At 53.2% G+C, this 14607-nt stretch carries 13 protein-coding genes and 1 tRNA gene; 11 read left to right on the top strand and 3 right to left on the bottom strand.

All coding sequences use genetic code 11. The features are described from left to right. Nucleotides 1–25: 25 nt before the first annotated feature. From folC to RGQ30_RS07430, 9 genes are all read left to right on the top strand, one after another. Complete coding sequence (folC, locus tag RGQ30_RS07390) at nt 26–1423, top strand: bifunctional tetrahydrofolate synthase/dihydrofolate synthase (protein WP_130556530.1); 1398 nt, start codon at nt 26–28, stop codon at nt 1421–1423. A gap of 18 nt (nt 1424–1441) precedes the next feature. After that, a complete protein-coding gene (locus RGQ30_RS07395; RefSeq protein WP_130556529.1) occupies nt 1442–2230 on the top strand; it encodes an SPOR domain-containing protein in 789 nt (262 codons plus the stop codon). Beyond that, nucleotides 2227–2730 carry a CvpA family protein gene (locus RGQ30_RS07400; RefSeq protein WP_130556528.1) on the top strand — a complete coding sequence of 168 codons (504 nt, stop codon included), beginning with the start codon at nt 2227–2229 and terminating at the stop codon, nt 2728–2730. Before RGQ30_RS07395 ends, RGQ30_RS07400 begins: the two co-directional genes overlap by 4 nt. Before the next feature lie 9 nt (nt 2731–2739). Continuing rightward, entirely contained in the window at nt 2740–4254 is a 1515-nt protein-coding gene (gene purF, locus RGQ30_RS07405; RefSeq protein ID WP_130556527.1) for an amidophosphoribosyltransferase, read from the top strand. Nucleotides 4255–4420: 166 nt separating this feature from the next. Further along, the gene (locus tag RGQ30_RS07410) at nt 4421–5677 is read left to right on the top strand and encodes an aspartate kinase (RefSeq protein ID WP_130556526.1); all 1257 of its coding nucleotides are present in this window, start codon (nt 4421–4423) and stop codon (nt 5675–5677) included. 99 nt (nt 5678–5776) lie between these two features. Continuing rightward, nucleotides 5777–5867: transfer RNA gene (locus RGQ30_RS07415), tRNA-Ser, on the top strand. Nucleotides 5868–6121: 254 nt separating this feature from the next. Then, a complete protein-coding gene (locus RGQ30_RS07420; protein ID WP_130556525.1) occupies nt 6122–6322 on the top strand; it encodes a CsbD family protein in 201 nt (66 codons plus the stop codon). 34 nt (nt 6323–6356) lie between these two features. Next, entirely contained in the window at nt 6357–6524 is a 168-nt protein-coding gene (locus RGQ30_RS07425; protein WP_130556524.1) for a DUF1328 domain-containing protein, read from the top strand. Between the two features lie 98 nt (nt 6525–6622). Further along, nucleotides 6623–7993, top strand: coding sequence for an ATP-binding protein (locus RGQ30_RS07430; RefSeq protein ID WP_130556523.1), 1371 nt, complete (start codon nt 6623–6625; stop codon nt 7991–7993). A gap of 8 nt (nt 7994–8001) precedes the next feature. Here the strand turns inward: RGQ30_RS07430 and RGQ30_RS07435 are convergent, their stop codons facing one another. Then, nucleotides 8002–8637, bottom strand: coding sequence for a response regulator (locus RGQ30_RS07435; RefSeq protein WP_130556522.1), 636 nt, complete (start codon nt 8635–8637; stop codon nt 8002–8004). Nucleotides 8638–8824: 187 nt separating this feature from the next. On the opposite strand from RGQ30_RS07435, the gene RGQ30_RS07440 reads away from it, so the two are divergent. Both RGQ30_RS07440 and RGQ30_RS07445 read left to right on the top strand, forming a co-directional pair. After that, the gene (locus RGQ30_RS07440) at nt 8825–9157 is read left to right on the top strand and encodes a BON domain-containing protein (RefSeq protein ID WP_130556521.1); all 333 of its coding nucleotides are present in this window, start codon (nt 8825–8827) and stop codon (nt 9155–9157) included. 70 nt (nt 9158–9227) lie between these two features. Beyond that, complete coding sequence (locus tag RGQ30_RS07445; RefSeq protein WP_130556520.1) at nt 9228–9632, top strand: response regulator; 405 nt, start codon at nt 9228–9230, stop codon at nt 9630–9632. Between the two features lie 63 nt (nt 9633–9695). Here RGQ30_RS07445 and cphA read toward each other — a convergent pair whose 3' ends face one another. Both cphA and RGQ30_RS07455 read right to left on the bottom strand, forming a co-directional pair. After that, nucleotides 9696–12308, bottom strand: a complete 2613-nt coding sequence (cphA, locus tag RGQ30_RS07450; RefSeq protein WP_130556519.1) for a cyanophycin synthetase — start codon at nt 12306–12308, stop codon at nt 9696–9698. 39 nt (nt 12309–12347) lie between these two features. After that, entirely contained in the window at nt 12348–14492 is a 2145-nt protein-coding gene (locus tag RGQ30_RS07455; protein ID WP_130556518.1) for a cyanophycin synthetase family protein, read from the bottom strand. Nucleotides 14493–14607: the final 115 nt, after the last annotated feature.

The following is a 14607-nucleotide window of genomic DNA, read 5'->3' on the forward strand; positions in this document are numbered from 1 at the left end:
CCAGAGCATTTACCCCGAGGTTGGCTTGAATCCTGCAGTACCCGAACAAAAACCAGTAAAACCCGGTGCCAGCGGCACCCTGAACGAGTGGCTGACCTATCTTGAGTCGATACACAGCAAGCCCATTGACATGGGTCTGGATCGATTGAAGGTGGTGCAGCGGCAGATGAACTTCGCGCTAAATGGCGTGGTCTTTACCGTCGCTGGGACCAATGGCAAGGGGTCGACCTGCGCCATGCTTGAAAGCATTCTGATTCAGGCTGGTTACAAAGTGGGAATGTACACTTCACCGCACCTGATCCGCTTTACTGAACGGGCACGAATCAATGGCGAAGAAGTAGCTGAAACCGATTTGATTGCTGCTTTCGAACGGGTTGAGCAAGCGCGTACCGACACATCCACTTCATTGACGTATTTTGAATTCACCACGCTGGCCGTGGCTTGGCTGTTTTCCCAAACCAGTCTGGACGCAGTCATTCTGGAAGTAGGCCTGGGTGGTCGACTGGATGCGGTGAATGCCTTTGACACTGATTGTGCCATTTGCACCAGCGTGGACCTGGATCACCAGGCTTTTCTGGGCCCAGACCGCGAAAGCATTGGTCGCGAGAAGGCGGGCATCTTCCGCCCTGGCAAACCGGCAATTGTAGGCGACCCCAAGCCGCCACAAAGCGTGATTGATCATGCAGAAGCAATTGGTGCTGACCTCTGGATGTTCGCACGTGATTTCAACTACAGCGGTGACAAACAACAATGGGCCTACGGTGGCCGAAGCATGCGCCGGGCCGCTCTGGCCTATCCGGCTTTGCGGGGCACCAATCAGCTTTTGAATGCTTCAGCTGCGTTAGCCGCGCTTGAGTCTGTTCGGGATCGTTTGCCTGTCCCCGCCCAGTCGATTCGCCAAGGGTTTTTGCTGGTGGAATGGCCTGGCCGTTTCCAGGTGTTGCCCGGTCAGCCCACCGTGGTGCTGGATGTGGGGCACAACCCGCATGCAGCCGCCCATTTGCGCGAAAGCCTCGACAACATGGGGTTCTTTCCCTACACCCACTGCATTTTTGGCATGCTGGCTGACAAAGATGCGGTTGCAGTGGTCAATGCTTTGAACGACCGTGTAGACCATTGGCACCTCGTTCCTCTGGAAGGGGATCGGGGTCGATCCACCGAGCAACTTTTGCAGCAATTGGCACAGGCCGGCGTGGATTCGCCGGCGTTTGACTGGGTGGGCAATTCACAGGCGCTCGCAAAAGGCGGAATTGCAAAGCAGCCCCCGGAAAAAAGCGTTCAGAGCTACAACAGTGTGAGCCAAGCGTATGCTGTGGTCACTTCTGCAGTACCGCCAAATGATAGAATTCTCGTTTTTGGATCCTTCTTGGTTGTGGCGCAGGCCATGCAAGCCAAAGAAGCGATTCGAAAGCGGCCCGGTTAATCAATTACAGGAGTGCAGGTGAGTTCAAATTCGCGTTCTACTGCCAAGAACAAAGTCAACAACGATCCGGTTGATGAGTTAAAACGCAGGTCCAGAAGGCGGTTGGTGGGCTCCATTGCACTTTTTCTGGCAGCCATCATTGTGGTGCCCGCTTTGGTTGAAAACGAGGAAGCACCTACCAGCAGCGATGTGGAGCTGGTGGTTCCTGCCCGTCCCTCTGCAGAGGTTGTTGCACCGCCTTCACAGGTTACCCCTGAAGCAAAACTTGAAGCCCCGCAATCTGGTCAGGAACGTGCCAGTGCGGTTGCGCCTGTGGCGCCCCCCGTTGAGCCTCCGCCCATTGTGGCAGAACCCAAGCCAGAGCCTAAGCCAGAACCCAAGCCAGAGCCTAAGCCAGAACCCAAGCCAGAACCCAAGCCAGAGCCTAAGCCAGAGCCTAAGCCAGAACCCAAGCCAGAACCCAAGCCAGAGCCTAAGCCCGAACTCAAGCCAGAGCCTAAGCCTGAACCGAAAGCTGAAGCCAAGCCTGCAGTGGAAGATCCAATTGCCGATTTTGCAAAACCTGAAACCAGCAAGGTTGAAACCTATTGGGTTCAGGTAGCCGCTGTCAGCGACAAAGCGCGCGCAGATTCGCTGGCCAAGGAAATTAGTGGCAAAGGTTATTCTGCAAGGGTTGAGTCTGCAAACACGAGTGGTGGCACCGTGTATCGGGTGCGGGTCGGGCCGATTGCAGGACAGGCCAAGGCTGATGAAACCAAGGCGAAACTGGGTGCCGCGGGCTACACCACCGGGAGGGTGGTGCAGTGACCCTTGCGTTGACCCTGTTCGATTATGTAGTGATTGGTGTTTTAGTGCTTTCCGTGCTGTTGGGCTTGTTCCGAGGTATGGTCAAAGAGGTGCTTTCACTTGCCAATTGGGTCATTGCATTCTGGGTGGCCAACCGTTATGGTGCTGAGCTTGCCGTGTACATGGACTGGGCTGAATCATTGACCCCTCCGATGAAGGCCTTGATCGGCTGTGCGGTCGCTTTTTTTGCCACCATGATTGTGGGTGCCATATTTATTTCCCTGTTGGGCAAAATTGTCTCAGCCGCCGGGCTGGGGTTTGCTGATCGGGGTTTGGGCGGGGCGTTCGGCTTCGCACGTGGTTTGTTTATTGTGTTGGTGCTGGTCACCGGGGCAGGATTCACCTCGCTTCCGGAACAGCCATTTTGGCGAAATGCCATGTTGTCCCCTTTGGCTGAGGACGCGATGAGAGAAATCAAACCGCATCTGCCGGAAAGTGTGGCCAAGTGGGTACGCTACTAGGAGCTTTCAATGTGCGGGATTGTCGGTATCGCCGGTTTTTCTCCTGTTAATCAAGTTTTGTATGACAGCTTGCTGTTGTTGCAACACCGTGGCCAGGACGCTGCGGGCATTGCCACAGCGCACAGCAATTCGTTTTCAATGTCCAAGGGTAACGGCCTGGTTCGGGATGTGTTTCGCACCCGCAACATGCGTTCCTTGCCGGGCAATATGGGTATTGGGCATGTTCGTTACCCCACGGCCGGTTCGGCTGCCAGTTCAGATGAAGCCCAGCCTTTTTATGTGAATGCGCCTTACGGTTTGGTACTTGCCCATAACGGCAACCTGACCAACAGCGAACGCCTGAAGGCTGAGCTGTTCAAGAATGATCGCCGCCACATCAACACCAATTCCGATTCGGAAGTGTTGTTGAACGTACTCGCACACGAATTGCAGTCCAACGCGTCGGGTTATTCACTTGACCCGGTTACAATTTTCCGGGCCGTAGCCGGCGTTCACGCCCGTGCACGCGGTGCCTACGCTTGCGTGGCGCAAATTGCCGGATACGGTCTACTGGCATTCCGTGACCCGTTTGGCATTCGTCCCTTGGCTCTGGGCAAGGCCGAAAGCGAGCAGGGCACGGAATACATGTTTGCATCAGAATCCGTGGCCCTAGTGGGCATGGGTTTTGAATTTGTTCGCGATATTGAACCCGGTGAGGCCGTGTTTGTGGACCTGGATGGCAAATTGTACGCGCAGCAATGCGCAGAAAAGTCATCCTTGAATCCCTGTATTTTTGAATATGTCTACCTTGCGCGTCCTGATTCAGTGATGGATGGCATCAGTGTTTACGAAGCCCGCGTGAAAATGGGTGAGTACCTCGCCGACCAGATCCGCAAGAGCATGCCCCCCAGTGAAATCGATGTGGTCATGCCCATTCCCGATTCAAGCCGCCCGGCAGCGCTAGAATTGGCGAATCAGTTGGATGTGCCGTATCGTGAAGGTTTCATCAAGAACCGCTACATTGGCCGCACTTTCATCATGCCCGGTCAGGCTGTACGCAAGAAGAGTGTTCGTCAGAAGTTGAATGCCATTTCCGTGGAATTCAAGAACAAGACCGTGTTGCTGGTCGACGATTCGATTGTGCGTGGTACAACCAGCCGGGAAATTGTGCAAATGGCCCGTGAAGCCGGTGCAAAGAAGGTGATTTTCGCATCTGCTGCACCACCTGTGCGTTTCCCCAACGTGTATGGCATCGACATGCCCACACGCGACGAGCTGATCGCCTCTGGCCGTACCGATGACGAAATTTGCGCGGAAATTGGTGCAGATGCCCTGTTTTACCAGGACATTGAAGACATGAAGCGCGCTGTACGCGATTTGAACCCGAAGATCCAGACTTTTGATGCCAGTTGTTTTGATGGCCACTACATTACTGGTGACGTGACCACGGAATACCTGGATCGTCTTGAATATATGCGCAAGCATCCCGAGGTGCTTGAATCGGGCGGTTTGCAAATGAACCTGGGTTATTCTGCCAACCAGTAATTTGTTCGGGGTGACGCAAGGGCCTGTTTGACCTTTGGCTGCTTTCGTCACACCAGATTTTTACAACTTGTCAGTTTTAAGTCAGTGCTTGGAGTAAAATACTCAACTTATTGATATAAAAGCGCGAAATGGTTCGCGCTTTTTATTTGTGCAGGGCGATCTGACTATGTCACTGATAGTACATAAATACGGTGGCACCTCCATGGGGTCCACAGAACGTATCAAGAATGTAGCCAAGCGTGTGGCCAAGTGGCATCGCGCGGGCTTTCAAATGGTGGTTGTGCCATCGGCCATGTCGGGTGAAACAAACCGCCTGATCGGGCTGGCCAAAGAAATCCAGGCAGAACCCGATCCTCGGGAACTGGACATGCTGTGCTGTACCGGCGAGCAGGCTTCTGTGGCTTTGCTGGCCATGGCCTTGAAAGCCGAAGGTCTGGACGCAATCAGCTTTTCTGGCTGGCAGGTGCCCATCAAAACTGACAGCAGTCACACCAAGGCGCGCATTGAATCAATTGACGACACGCGCGTGAAGGCCGAACTGAATGCCGGCAAGGTGGTGATCGTGACCGGTTTTCAAGGCATTGATGACCAGGGCAACCAGACTACGCTTGGCCGTGGCGGTTCAGATACGTCGGCCGTGGCCATTGCCGCTGCGATGGGTGCTGCCGAGTGCCTGATTTACACAGACGTTGACGGTGTTTACACGACGGACCCCCGCGTGGTGCCAGAAGCGCGCCGCATGCGCGTGGTGTCCTTTGAAGAAATGCTGGAAATGGCTTCTTTGGGCTCCAAGGTTTTGCAGATTCGCTCGGTTGAGTTTGCGGGCAAGTACCGTGTTCCAACCCGCGTATTGTCGAGCTTGACCGATCCAATGATGTCGCTGGACGACGAGAAAGTGTCTGGCACGCTGATTACTTTTGAGGAAGATGAACATATGGAACAGGCTGTTGTTTCCGGTATCGCTTTCAACCGTGATGAAGCAAAAGTGACGATTCGTGGCGTACCTGACAAGCCTGGCGTGGCGTATCAGATTCTCGGCCAGGTTGCAGAGGCGAATATCGATGTGGACATGATCATCCAGAACCAGGGTTCGGATGGCACCACCGATTTCACCTTCACTGTCCATCGCAATGAATTCAACAAAACCATGGATCTCTTGAAAAACAAGATCCAGGGCAGCGTGGGTGCGCGTGAAGTTGCGGGTGACACCAATGTGTGTAAGGTATCCATCGTGGGCATTGGCATGCGTTCACACGTGGGCGTTGCCAGTTTGATGTTCAAGACCTTGTCGGAAGAGGGCATCAACATCCAGATGATTTCAACCTCTGAAATCAAGGTGTCTGTTCTGATCGATGACAAGTACATGGAGTTGGCAGTACGTGCTCTGCACAAGGCCTTTGGCCTGGAAAAAGAGGCGGCCTGAACTGACAGTTGAGCATCTGCAATGCAGAGCAATTTGCATGAAAGCGATTTGCGCCTGCATTCAACATTTTGGCCGAAAACGTGTATAATTCGGCCTTCTGGAGACGTGGCCGAGTGGTCGAAGGCACTCCCCTGCTAAGGGAGCATACCCCAAAAGGGTATCGGAGGTTCAAATCCTCTCGTCTCCGCCAGATGAAAACAAACCCCCAAGTTGCTGAACGGCACTTGGGGGTTTTGTTTTTTAAACTCGCCGTGTCCATGGGGTTCTAGCGCCAAATTGTCCTAGCCGTCAGCCAGTTGCACTCACAAGCTGCTGTCGCGATGTAGGACAAGGCCCACATTCAATTCGGCATATCCTGACCTACTTTTTTTCTCTGCTGTCGTAAATTGAGATTGTGATCTTTCACATAGATAACTCTCTTCAACAACAGACAGGAGAAGGCTTATGAACAAGGATATTTTTCAAGGCAACTGGAAACAGCTGAAAGGGAAAGTAAAGCAGCAGTGGGGCAAGCTCACTGATGACGATCTGGATGTGATTGATGGCAAGCGCACTGAGCTGGCCGGAAAACTTCAGGAGCGTTATGGCTACGGCAAAGACGAAGCCGAGAAACATCTGGATAGCTGGGAGCGTCAGAACCACTGACCGGTCAACCAATTAACCACTCAAGGAGTTGATTATGTTGCATTACGCTGTCGTATTTTTTGTAATCGCGCTGATTGCTGCTTTGTTCGGCTTCGGTGGCATCGCAGCGGGAGCGGTTGAAATTGCAAAAATATTATTTTTTGTTTTCATTATTCTTGCAGCTGTCACCTTTGTGTTTAACTTGGTCAGGTCCAAAACCTAGCGCACTGATTGGCGTTTAGATAGCGGATCAAACCAACGCAATGAGGGTCACTTTTTTAAGTGGCCCTTGTTGCGTTTCCGCTGGCGCTTTGGAAAACCTTGAAACATTCAACTCAACGTTCAATCCTGTCTGCGCGAAAGCGCATTCTCCAAAGCCGCCCGTACTGGCTGTTTGCATTCGGTTGTCTCATGGTTATTGCCTTGCTCGGGATTACCTACACCCATTCACGTATGAACGCGCAGATCATGGCCATGTCCGAGATCAACAAGAAGCGGATTGATCGCTTGGACCAATTGTGGGTGCTTGTGGTGGATGCTGAAGCCAGTGCCTTGTCCTTTCTGCTGATGCGCAGCGATTTGTATCTTGAGCCTTATCGGGAGAGCATATTCAAGTTGGAGCCTTTGATGGCATCCATGAACTTTGATATTCCGCCCGGTTCGGAAGACCATGAAGATCTGATGATCCTCAAGCGTTTGGTAGATGCCAAGTTTCAGCAAATGGGCGAAATGCTCAGTAAGGGGCGTGCACCTTTGGCCATGTCGAATGATCGGGGGGAAATGGGCAAGCAGCTCATGGATGAAATCCGCATTCGCTTGGCTGTGCTCAAGCAGAGGCGTGAAACGGCGCACAAGAAGCTGGAAAGAAGTTATGCGGACCAAAGCGAGAATATTCAGTATGTGGGCTATGCGTTGGGTTTTGCCTCACTGCTGTTGATTTTGAGCCTGTTCACCTTTCAGCAGCGTCAGGTGGCTTTGCGGGCCCGAATTCACGATTTGCTTAAAACTGAAAATGCCCGGCTGGAAGACATGGTCAGAACGCGCACCCGTGAATTGAGCCGGCTGGCCAGCCATTTGACCAATGCCCGAGAGGAAGAGCGCCGGCACATGGCGCGCGAGCTGCATGATCAGATGGGAGCGTGGTTAACCGCAGCCAAAATGGATGCAAGCTGGTTAAGACGTTCTTTGGGTACCCAGGTTGGGGATGACATACAAGAACGCATTCTGCGCCTGATTGACAGCATTGGCAGCACGATTACGCTGACACGAAGGTTGGTGGATGATCTTCAGCCGCCGCTGCTTGAGGGTTTGGGGCTGGTGGAGGCATTGCGTGCGCTGGGGGAGCAGTTCCAGCTGGATGTGCCGGTTGAAATGGATTTTCCTGCGAATGATGTCAATTTGACGCAAGACCAGTCACTGGCTTTGTATCGGATTGCGCAAGAATCGCTGACCAATATTCGAAAGTATGCGAAAGCGACCCAGGTCAAGCTGGGTTTGGCTGAGGAAGCAGGGAAAGTGGTGTTGTCTGTTCGTGACAATGGTTGCGGTTTTGAAACCCAGAATGGAGAAACGCATGGCCATGGCATTGCTGGCATGAAGCATCGCACCCAGATGTTCAACGGCAGCTTGACGCTTCGTTCAGTGCTGGGAAAGGGAACACACATCGAGGTGTGTATTCCCGCGCCAGCGTGAGGGTGTTTTTAGCACACAAGTAACCCGTGTTGATGGGCATAAGTGGCCAGTTCTGCGTTGCTGGACACCATCAGCTTTTCCAGAATGCGAGACCTATAGGTGCTCACGGTTTTCACGCTGAGGTGCAATGCCTCGGCGATGGTGGATACCGTGTCACCCTTGATCAAACGCATGAAGACCTGTAGTTCGCGTTCAGAAAGCAGCTCATGCGCGGGCTTGTTGCTTTCACCTGCCATCTCGCTGGCAAGCAGCTCGGCGGTTTTTTTGGAGACATATCGGCGACCCTGTGCCACTGTATGGATGGCATTGATCAGGTCGGTTCGGTCGCAGTCTTTGCACAGGTAGCCGCTGGCCCCGTTTCTGATCATGGACAATGCGTAACGTTCCTCGGAAAAACTGCTGATGATCAGCACCTGGATGTCATCATGCCTTTGCTTGATGGTGCGCAGCAGGTCAATCCCGCTAAGGTCAGGCAAGGAGAGGTCCAGCAGCAATACATCACAGGGTTGGGTGCGAAGGGCCACCTGAGCCTCTTCTGCAGTGCCTGCTTCAAATTCAATCGTCATACCCAGTTCTTCACTCAACATTTCTTTGAAACCTGCGCGGACAATGGCGTGGTCGTCAACTATAGCCAATCGAATCATCTGAAAATATTCCTGTTGTACAGCATGGTTATTCGGAGGCCAGACTATTCCTACAATCAAATCGTCTTTGTCGGACAGATCGGTTTTTCGTCTCTCCGTAGTATTGAACGCATGAAACCTGATCAATACATACCTTGATCTTGATTTCTTGTAAGTAGTCAGTTCGATAACTTTAAGGAGTACAACAATGAATAAATTGATCGCTCAAACTTTGATTGCTTCCAGCGTTGCTTTTGCTGCACTTGCACCGGCTCATGCAGCCGACCAAGAAAAAGAGCGCACTAATTCCGTAGGCCAGTATGTGGATGACAGCACCATTACTGCCAAGGTCAAGGCAAAGCATGCCGAAGACAAACTGGTTAGCGCCATGGGCGTTAACGTTGAAACCAAGCAAGGCGTGGTGATTTTGTCTGGCAAGGCCAAGTCTGCTGATGAAAAGCAGCGCGCCGAGCAGTTGGCTCGTCAGGTTGAAGGTGTAAAAAGCATCAGCAACAAGATTGATGTGGCTCCTGCCTCTTGATATCTGATTGATTGAGTTGAACCAGAGACCCCGCCACGCTGTTGCATGGCGGGGTTTTAGGACAAATGCCGTGAATCAAGATAATTGTCATCACGATCGCTTGAAAATTCTGCTGGTTGAGGATTCTGCTGACTTGCAGGCTTTGTTGCGGGCCATGCTTAGCGAAATTCCCGACGTGGAAGTGATCGCCATTGCGGATGGAGAAGCCGAAGCCGTTCGATTTCTGGAATCGGCAGGTGTGGATCTGGCTATTGTTGACTTGGAACTTCAGGAAGGCTCAGGCTTGGGGTTTTTGAAAAAAACAGACCAGGTTTTAACGACAGGTCGTTTGAAGGTGGTGGTGTTTTCCAACTACTCGAACCTGGTCATCAGGCACCGTTGTTTAAGCCTGGGTGCGCATGCCTTTTTTGACAAGTCGTTTCAAATTGACGAGTTGCTTACCTACGTGCAACAAGAGGCCTCGGCAAGGGGCTAGTCCTGACAGCTTCATTTGAGCCACCCCTGCAAAACAGTCGCAGGGGTTCATGCCAACTAAGTTTCAAATCAAGGTTGAGGTCGTTTCACCGGTGGTGTTTTCCTGCAGATATTGCAGGGCTTCATTGACCTGATCGATCAGTATCAGCACCAAGTGGTCGCTCGCAGTTTGATCCAGCGCCATTTGTATGGCTTTGAATTCACCACGTACCTCAACCACCTGAGGTTGTTTGATTGAGGCTGATTGGGCGATACCCTTCTGTAGCAATTGCAGGGTTTCACCATCAGGTCGGCCACGTTGGCAAGCATCTTCATACAAGATGATGTCGTCAAAGAAACTGCCAACCAGTCGTCCTTGTTCGACAATGTCCTGATCCCGTCGATCACCTGCGGCACTGATGACAACCGTGCGTTTCACCGCGGGAATATTTTTCAGGGTATTGACCAGTGTGGACACGGCGTCCGGATTGTGTCCGTAGTCGGCAATGACGGAGCCACCCTTGTGCTTAAAGAAGTTGAACCGCCCTGGCACGGTGTCTGGGGTTGACTGAAAACTGCCCAGTGCAGCAAGGATGGTGTTGAACGGTACATTCAACCCCAGCGCGGCTGCCACTGCACACATGACGTTTTGTACCTGAAAGGTGAACAGGCCGTTGTTGGTCAGGGGGACTTCCATCAAATCAATGGTTTTTTCCAGGCCGTCATAGCTGATGTTGATTACCCGACCTTCGTGAACAATGACCGGGCGACCTTTTGCCTTGTGGGCGGCGACCACGGGGTTGTCGGGGTTGCTGGTGAAAAACAGCACACGCCCTGGGGTCAGCTTGGCCATGCCGGCGGCGTGTTTGTCGTCTGCATTCAAGACAGCAAGCCCATTCGGTGCGACGTTTTGTACCAAGACACTTTTCAGTAAAGCGAGGTCTTCCACGCTGTCGATGAAGTTCAGACCAAGGTGGTCGCCTTCGCCGATGTTGGTGACAATGCCTACGTCGCACATGTCGAATCCAAGGCCTTCTCGCAGCATGCCGCCACGTGCACATTCCAGCACAGCAGCATCTGTCTCGGGGTGAACCAGAACCTTGTGCGCGCTTTTCGGGCCGCTGCAATCGCCGGTGTCGATAAGGTGGCCATTGACCACCACGCCTTCAGTGCCCGTGAAACCCACACGCAGGTTGTTGTAGCGAAGTATCTGTTCAATAAGGCGCACTGTGGTGGTTTTGCCATTGGTGCCGGTCACCGCCACCACAGGAATGCGGCCATTTTCATTTTTACCGAACATCAGGTCAATGACAGCGGCACCCACATCGCGGCCTTTGCCAATGGAGGGTTCCAGGTGCATGCGCAGGCCGGGGGCTGCATTCAATTCCACAATGCCGCCACCCTGGGCTTCCAGGGATTCATCCACTCGCTCGCAGACCACATCCACACCGCACACTTCAATACCGATTTGCTGAGCGGCCTGAATCACCATTTCCGCAAGGGCAGGGTGCACGTTGTCGGTGACATCGGTTGCGCTGCCCCCTGTGCTCAGGTTTGCATTGTTTCGCAGTACCACACGGACGCCTTGATCGGGTACGGAGTCTGCAGTGAACCCCTGCTTTTTGATGCGTGCAATTGCAATTTCATCAATCCGCAATTTGCTCAATGCACTGCCGTGGCCTTCGCCGCGCAGCGGGTTGCGGTTCTCGATCTCGACCAGTTCGGTGATGGTGTGCACTCCATCGCCAACCACGGAAGGCGGTTCGCGGCGGGCTGCAGCCACCAGCTTGTCACCCACCACCAGAAAACGGTAGTCATGGCCGGGGATGAATTCTTCAACAATGGGTACACCGCTGCCATATTTTTTGGCCGCGTCGAAAGCCACCTTCAGGTGTTCTTCATCCACAATATTGACAGTTACGCCTTTGCCCTGATTGCCATCGCTGGGTTTGATCACCACGCCTTTTTTGGTGGCTAGGGTCAGTTCGCGGAAGGCTTGAAGCGCCTCTTCAAATGTTTTCACCAGTTTTCCCTTCGGGGTGGGAATGCCGGCTGCGGACAAGATGGTTTTGGTCAGGTCTTTGTCCTGTGCGATTTCTTCCGAAATGGCGCAGGTGGTGTCTGTTTCAGCAGCCTGAATACGACGTGCTTTGGATCCCCAGCCCAATTGAACCAGGCTACCTTGTGTTAGTCGGCGTATCGGGATTCCGCGGCGAAGGGCTGCGTTGACAATTGAGCCGGTGCTAGGGCCCAGTTTGCAGTCCTCGTAAATTTCGCTGAGCCGGTCGATCGCTGCCTTGGCGTCGAAATCCTGACCCGCGAGGGCTGCCAGAATCAGCTGGTGCGCCTCTTCAAACGCTGCGCGCGCCAAATCTTCCTCTTCATACTGCACCACCACGCGGAAATAGCCGGTAGTGATGTTGTCGGACACGTGGGCAAAGGTCACCTGTGAACCGGCTTCCACCTGAAAGCGCAGTGCTGCTCTGCTGAGAATGTGTGCCAGGGCGATGTTGTTTTGCTCGAAACCGGTTGCCCTCAGCGAGCCAATGCCGGGCAGGGCACTTCGAACGCGCATTTCAATGTTGGCAAATCGGTCGTAGATGCGTTCGTTTTCTTCACAAAACACCAGTGCTTCCATGCTGGTGTTTTTGCTCCACAAATTTGGGCCGCGCAGGGCGCGAATGCGTTCAATATTCATTGTGTTCTTCTACCTAGTTAGTGCGTCGCGGACATGGGTTCAATAGCGCTGTCGAATGTCGGCGCGCAGCAGGTGATGGGGTACATCCATGGCCCAGCCCGTGGCGGCCAGTGCCAATGCCTTGATGAGGTTCTCTGTCGGCTGTTTCAGTTCAATCGGTGTGCGCGATTCCGCTTCGGCCCGGGTGCCCAAAAAGCGGATGGTGCTGCTTTCGCATACCACGGCCATGCCACCGTTCTGGATGTGTTCGTCGATCACCGGGTTGTCTGCAGTACTGCTGATCCAGATTACCTTGCCGTCGCAGAGGTCTTTCAATGGCAGCAGGCTGACCTCATCGGCATTGATGACGGCGTGTCCGCTGGCGAGCACCAAATCAACCACGGTGCGCATGACATTGAAATGTTGTTCTCGGGTCAGGATGTCCCATTCATCAAGACCTTGAATAGGACCTACACTGGTGATGACGGCCAAGCTGGATCGGTCGAAGGGCAAGCCTTCCGACAGAATGGTACTGGCTTTGACCTGCATGACCAGCGTGTCCAGGTTCTTGTTGATCAGGCAGTTTCGGCCTGCCTGCCAATTGGCAGAGGGTGTAATGGTAATCACTCGACCGTTCATGACCAGGCCCTGGTCACAAGCCAGACCGACCCGGTGCCCTTGGTCTTCCAGAATTTCTGTTAGTTCAGGGCCAAATCCGTCGATTTCAAGTCCGCCCGAATAGGAAATGATGGGGATACGTCCGTTGGCATCACCTGGGAAAAGGGATTCAATAATCGGCTTGCCCACATTGCGGGGTTTGCCTTTGGCGGGTTTGATGTGCATCAACAGCCCAGGGCCCGCATTCACTTCCACAACGGCCAGCGACTGACCTTTGGGCGACTGGTCAATGTGTTCACACACCAGGTCGATGCCCGCAACGTCAAGGCCCACAACCCGTGCGGCCATGCTGCACAGCCGTGCTATTTCCGGATGAATCAGGTCTGTGACATCTTCGGAGGCGTTGCTGTTGCGTTCAATCAGGACCTTCACACCTTGTTCAATGATGGAAGATGCGTTGAACCCTTGTCGTTGTACTTCCAGAAAGACGGCTGGATTTTTTTCAACATTGACGGGGCGCAGCGGGAAAATTTCAGACTCTCCACGGCGAGGGTCGATGTTGATCTGCTGGTTGCACAATTCCTGCAAGGTTGATATCCCGTCGCCGATGACATAAACCAGTTCGCCGCGAGACACCGCGGCCACCTGGTAGTTGACCACCAGCACACGGTGTTCTACACCGCGAATGAATTTCTCGACGATCACGCCGGTGTAACTTTCCTTGTCTGCCAGCGGCCATGCTGTTTTAACGTCTTCTTCCTTGCTGAGTTCAAGCGATACGCCACGGCCCCAGTTGCCATCCACTGGTTTGACCACCACGGGCAAACCGATGTCCTTGGCAATTTCCCAGGCGTGCTCCGGGCTTTTTGCCATTTCACCTTCCGGTACAGGCACACCACATTGGGCCAGCAATTCCTTGCAAAGGTCTTTGTCTGCAGCAATGCCTTCTGCAATGGCTGATGTTTTTGAGGTTTCCGCGGTCCAGATTCGTTGTTGCTGGTTGCTATGCCCCAGTTGCACCAGGTTGCCGTCATTCAGGCGAACGATGGGAATGCGCCGCTCGTAAGCCGCATCCAGAATATGTTGGGTGCTTGGGCCCAAGCCATGCATGTCGCAATGGTGCTTGATGATTTTCAGTTCAGCCTGAAGGTCGAATTCTGTGTCTTCAATGGCAGCATGCAACAGGCGCACACCGGCTTCCAGACAAGCCATGCCCACCATGGGGTCAGGGGTGCGGAACACCATTTTGTAAACACCTTCCTTGCTGGTCATCCTGGCCTTGCCAAAACCTACATCGAGGCCGGCCTGTGTGTGCAGTTCGATCACGATGTGTTCGAGCATGTGGGCCGCATAAGTGCCTTCGCGTACTCGCAGCAAAAAGCCACCGGGTTCGCCTATTCCACAACGGTGGTCAACCAAACCGGGTAGCAAAGCCGTTAATCGCTCGTAAAAACCGGGAAGCAGGTTTGAAGGAAACTGCTCCAATTCCTGAATGTCCACCAACGCTTCAATGCAACTTCGATAGGTCCAGATGTTGGGGCCATCCAGCCACATGGTTCGGAGTACTACTAAGCGTTTTTGGGTCATATTCTGTCTGTCGGCAGGTTTAGTTTTCGGGATTGGATTTTCGAACAATGTTAACTCCGTGTCGCTGGAAATAGTGGTGTAACATCAGCGAATTCGCGAACTGAGGGGGTAATCT

The sequence above is a fragment of the Limnobacter thiooxidans genome (assembly GCF_036323495.1).
Classification (GTDB): Bacteria; Pseudomonadota; Gammaproteobacteria; order Burkholderiales; family Burkholderiaceae_B; genus Limnobacter; species Limnobacter thiooxidans.

Bases quoted from the DNA above. Each gene is read 5' to 3' on its own strand.
- purF (WP_130556527.1), top strand. From the start codon at position 2,740: ATGTGCGGGATTGTCGGTATCGCCGGTTTTTCTCCTGTTAATCAAGTT.
- RGQ30_RS07410 (WP_130556526.1), top strand. From the start codon at position 4,421: ATGTCACTGATAGTACATAAATACGGTGGCACCTCCATGGGGTCCACA.
- RGQ30_RS07420 (WP_130556525.1), top strand. From the start codon at position 6,122: ATGAACAAGGATATTTTTCAAGGCAACTGGAAACAGCTGAAAGGGAAA.
- RGQ30_RS07425 (WP_130556524.1), top strand. From the start codon at position 6,357: ATGTTGCATTACGCTGTCGTATTTTTTGTAATCGCGCTGATTGCTGCT.
- RGQ30_RS07435 (WP_130556522.1), bottom strand. From the start codon at position 8,637: ATGATTCGATTGGCTATAGTTGACGACCACGCCATTGTCCGCGCAGGT.
- RGQ30_RS07440 (WP_130556521.1), top strand. From the start codon at position 8,825: ATGAATAAATTGATCGCTCAAACTTTGATTGCTTCCAGCGTTGCTTTT.
- cphA (WP_130556519.1), bottom strand. From the start codon at position 12,308: ATGAATATTGAACGCATTCGCGCCCTGCGCGGCCCAAATTTGTGGAGC.
- RGQ30_RS07455 (WP_130556518.1), bottom strand. From the start codon at position 14,492: ATGACCCAAAAACGCTTAGTAGTACTCCGAACCATGTGGCTGGATGGC.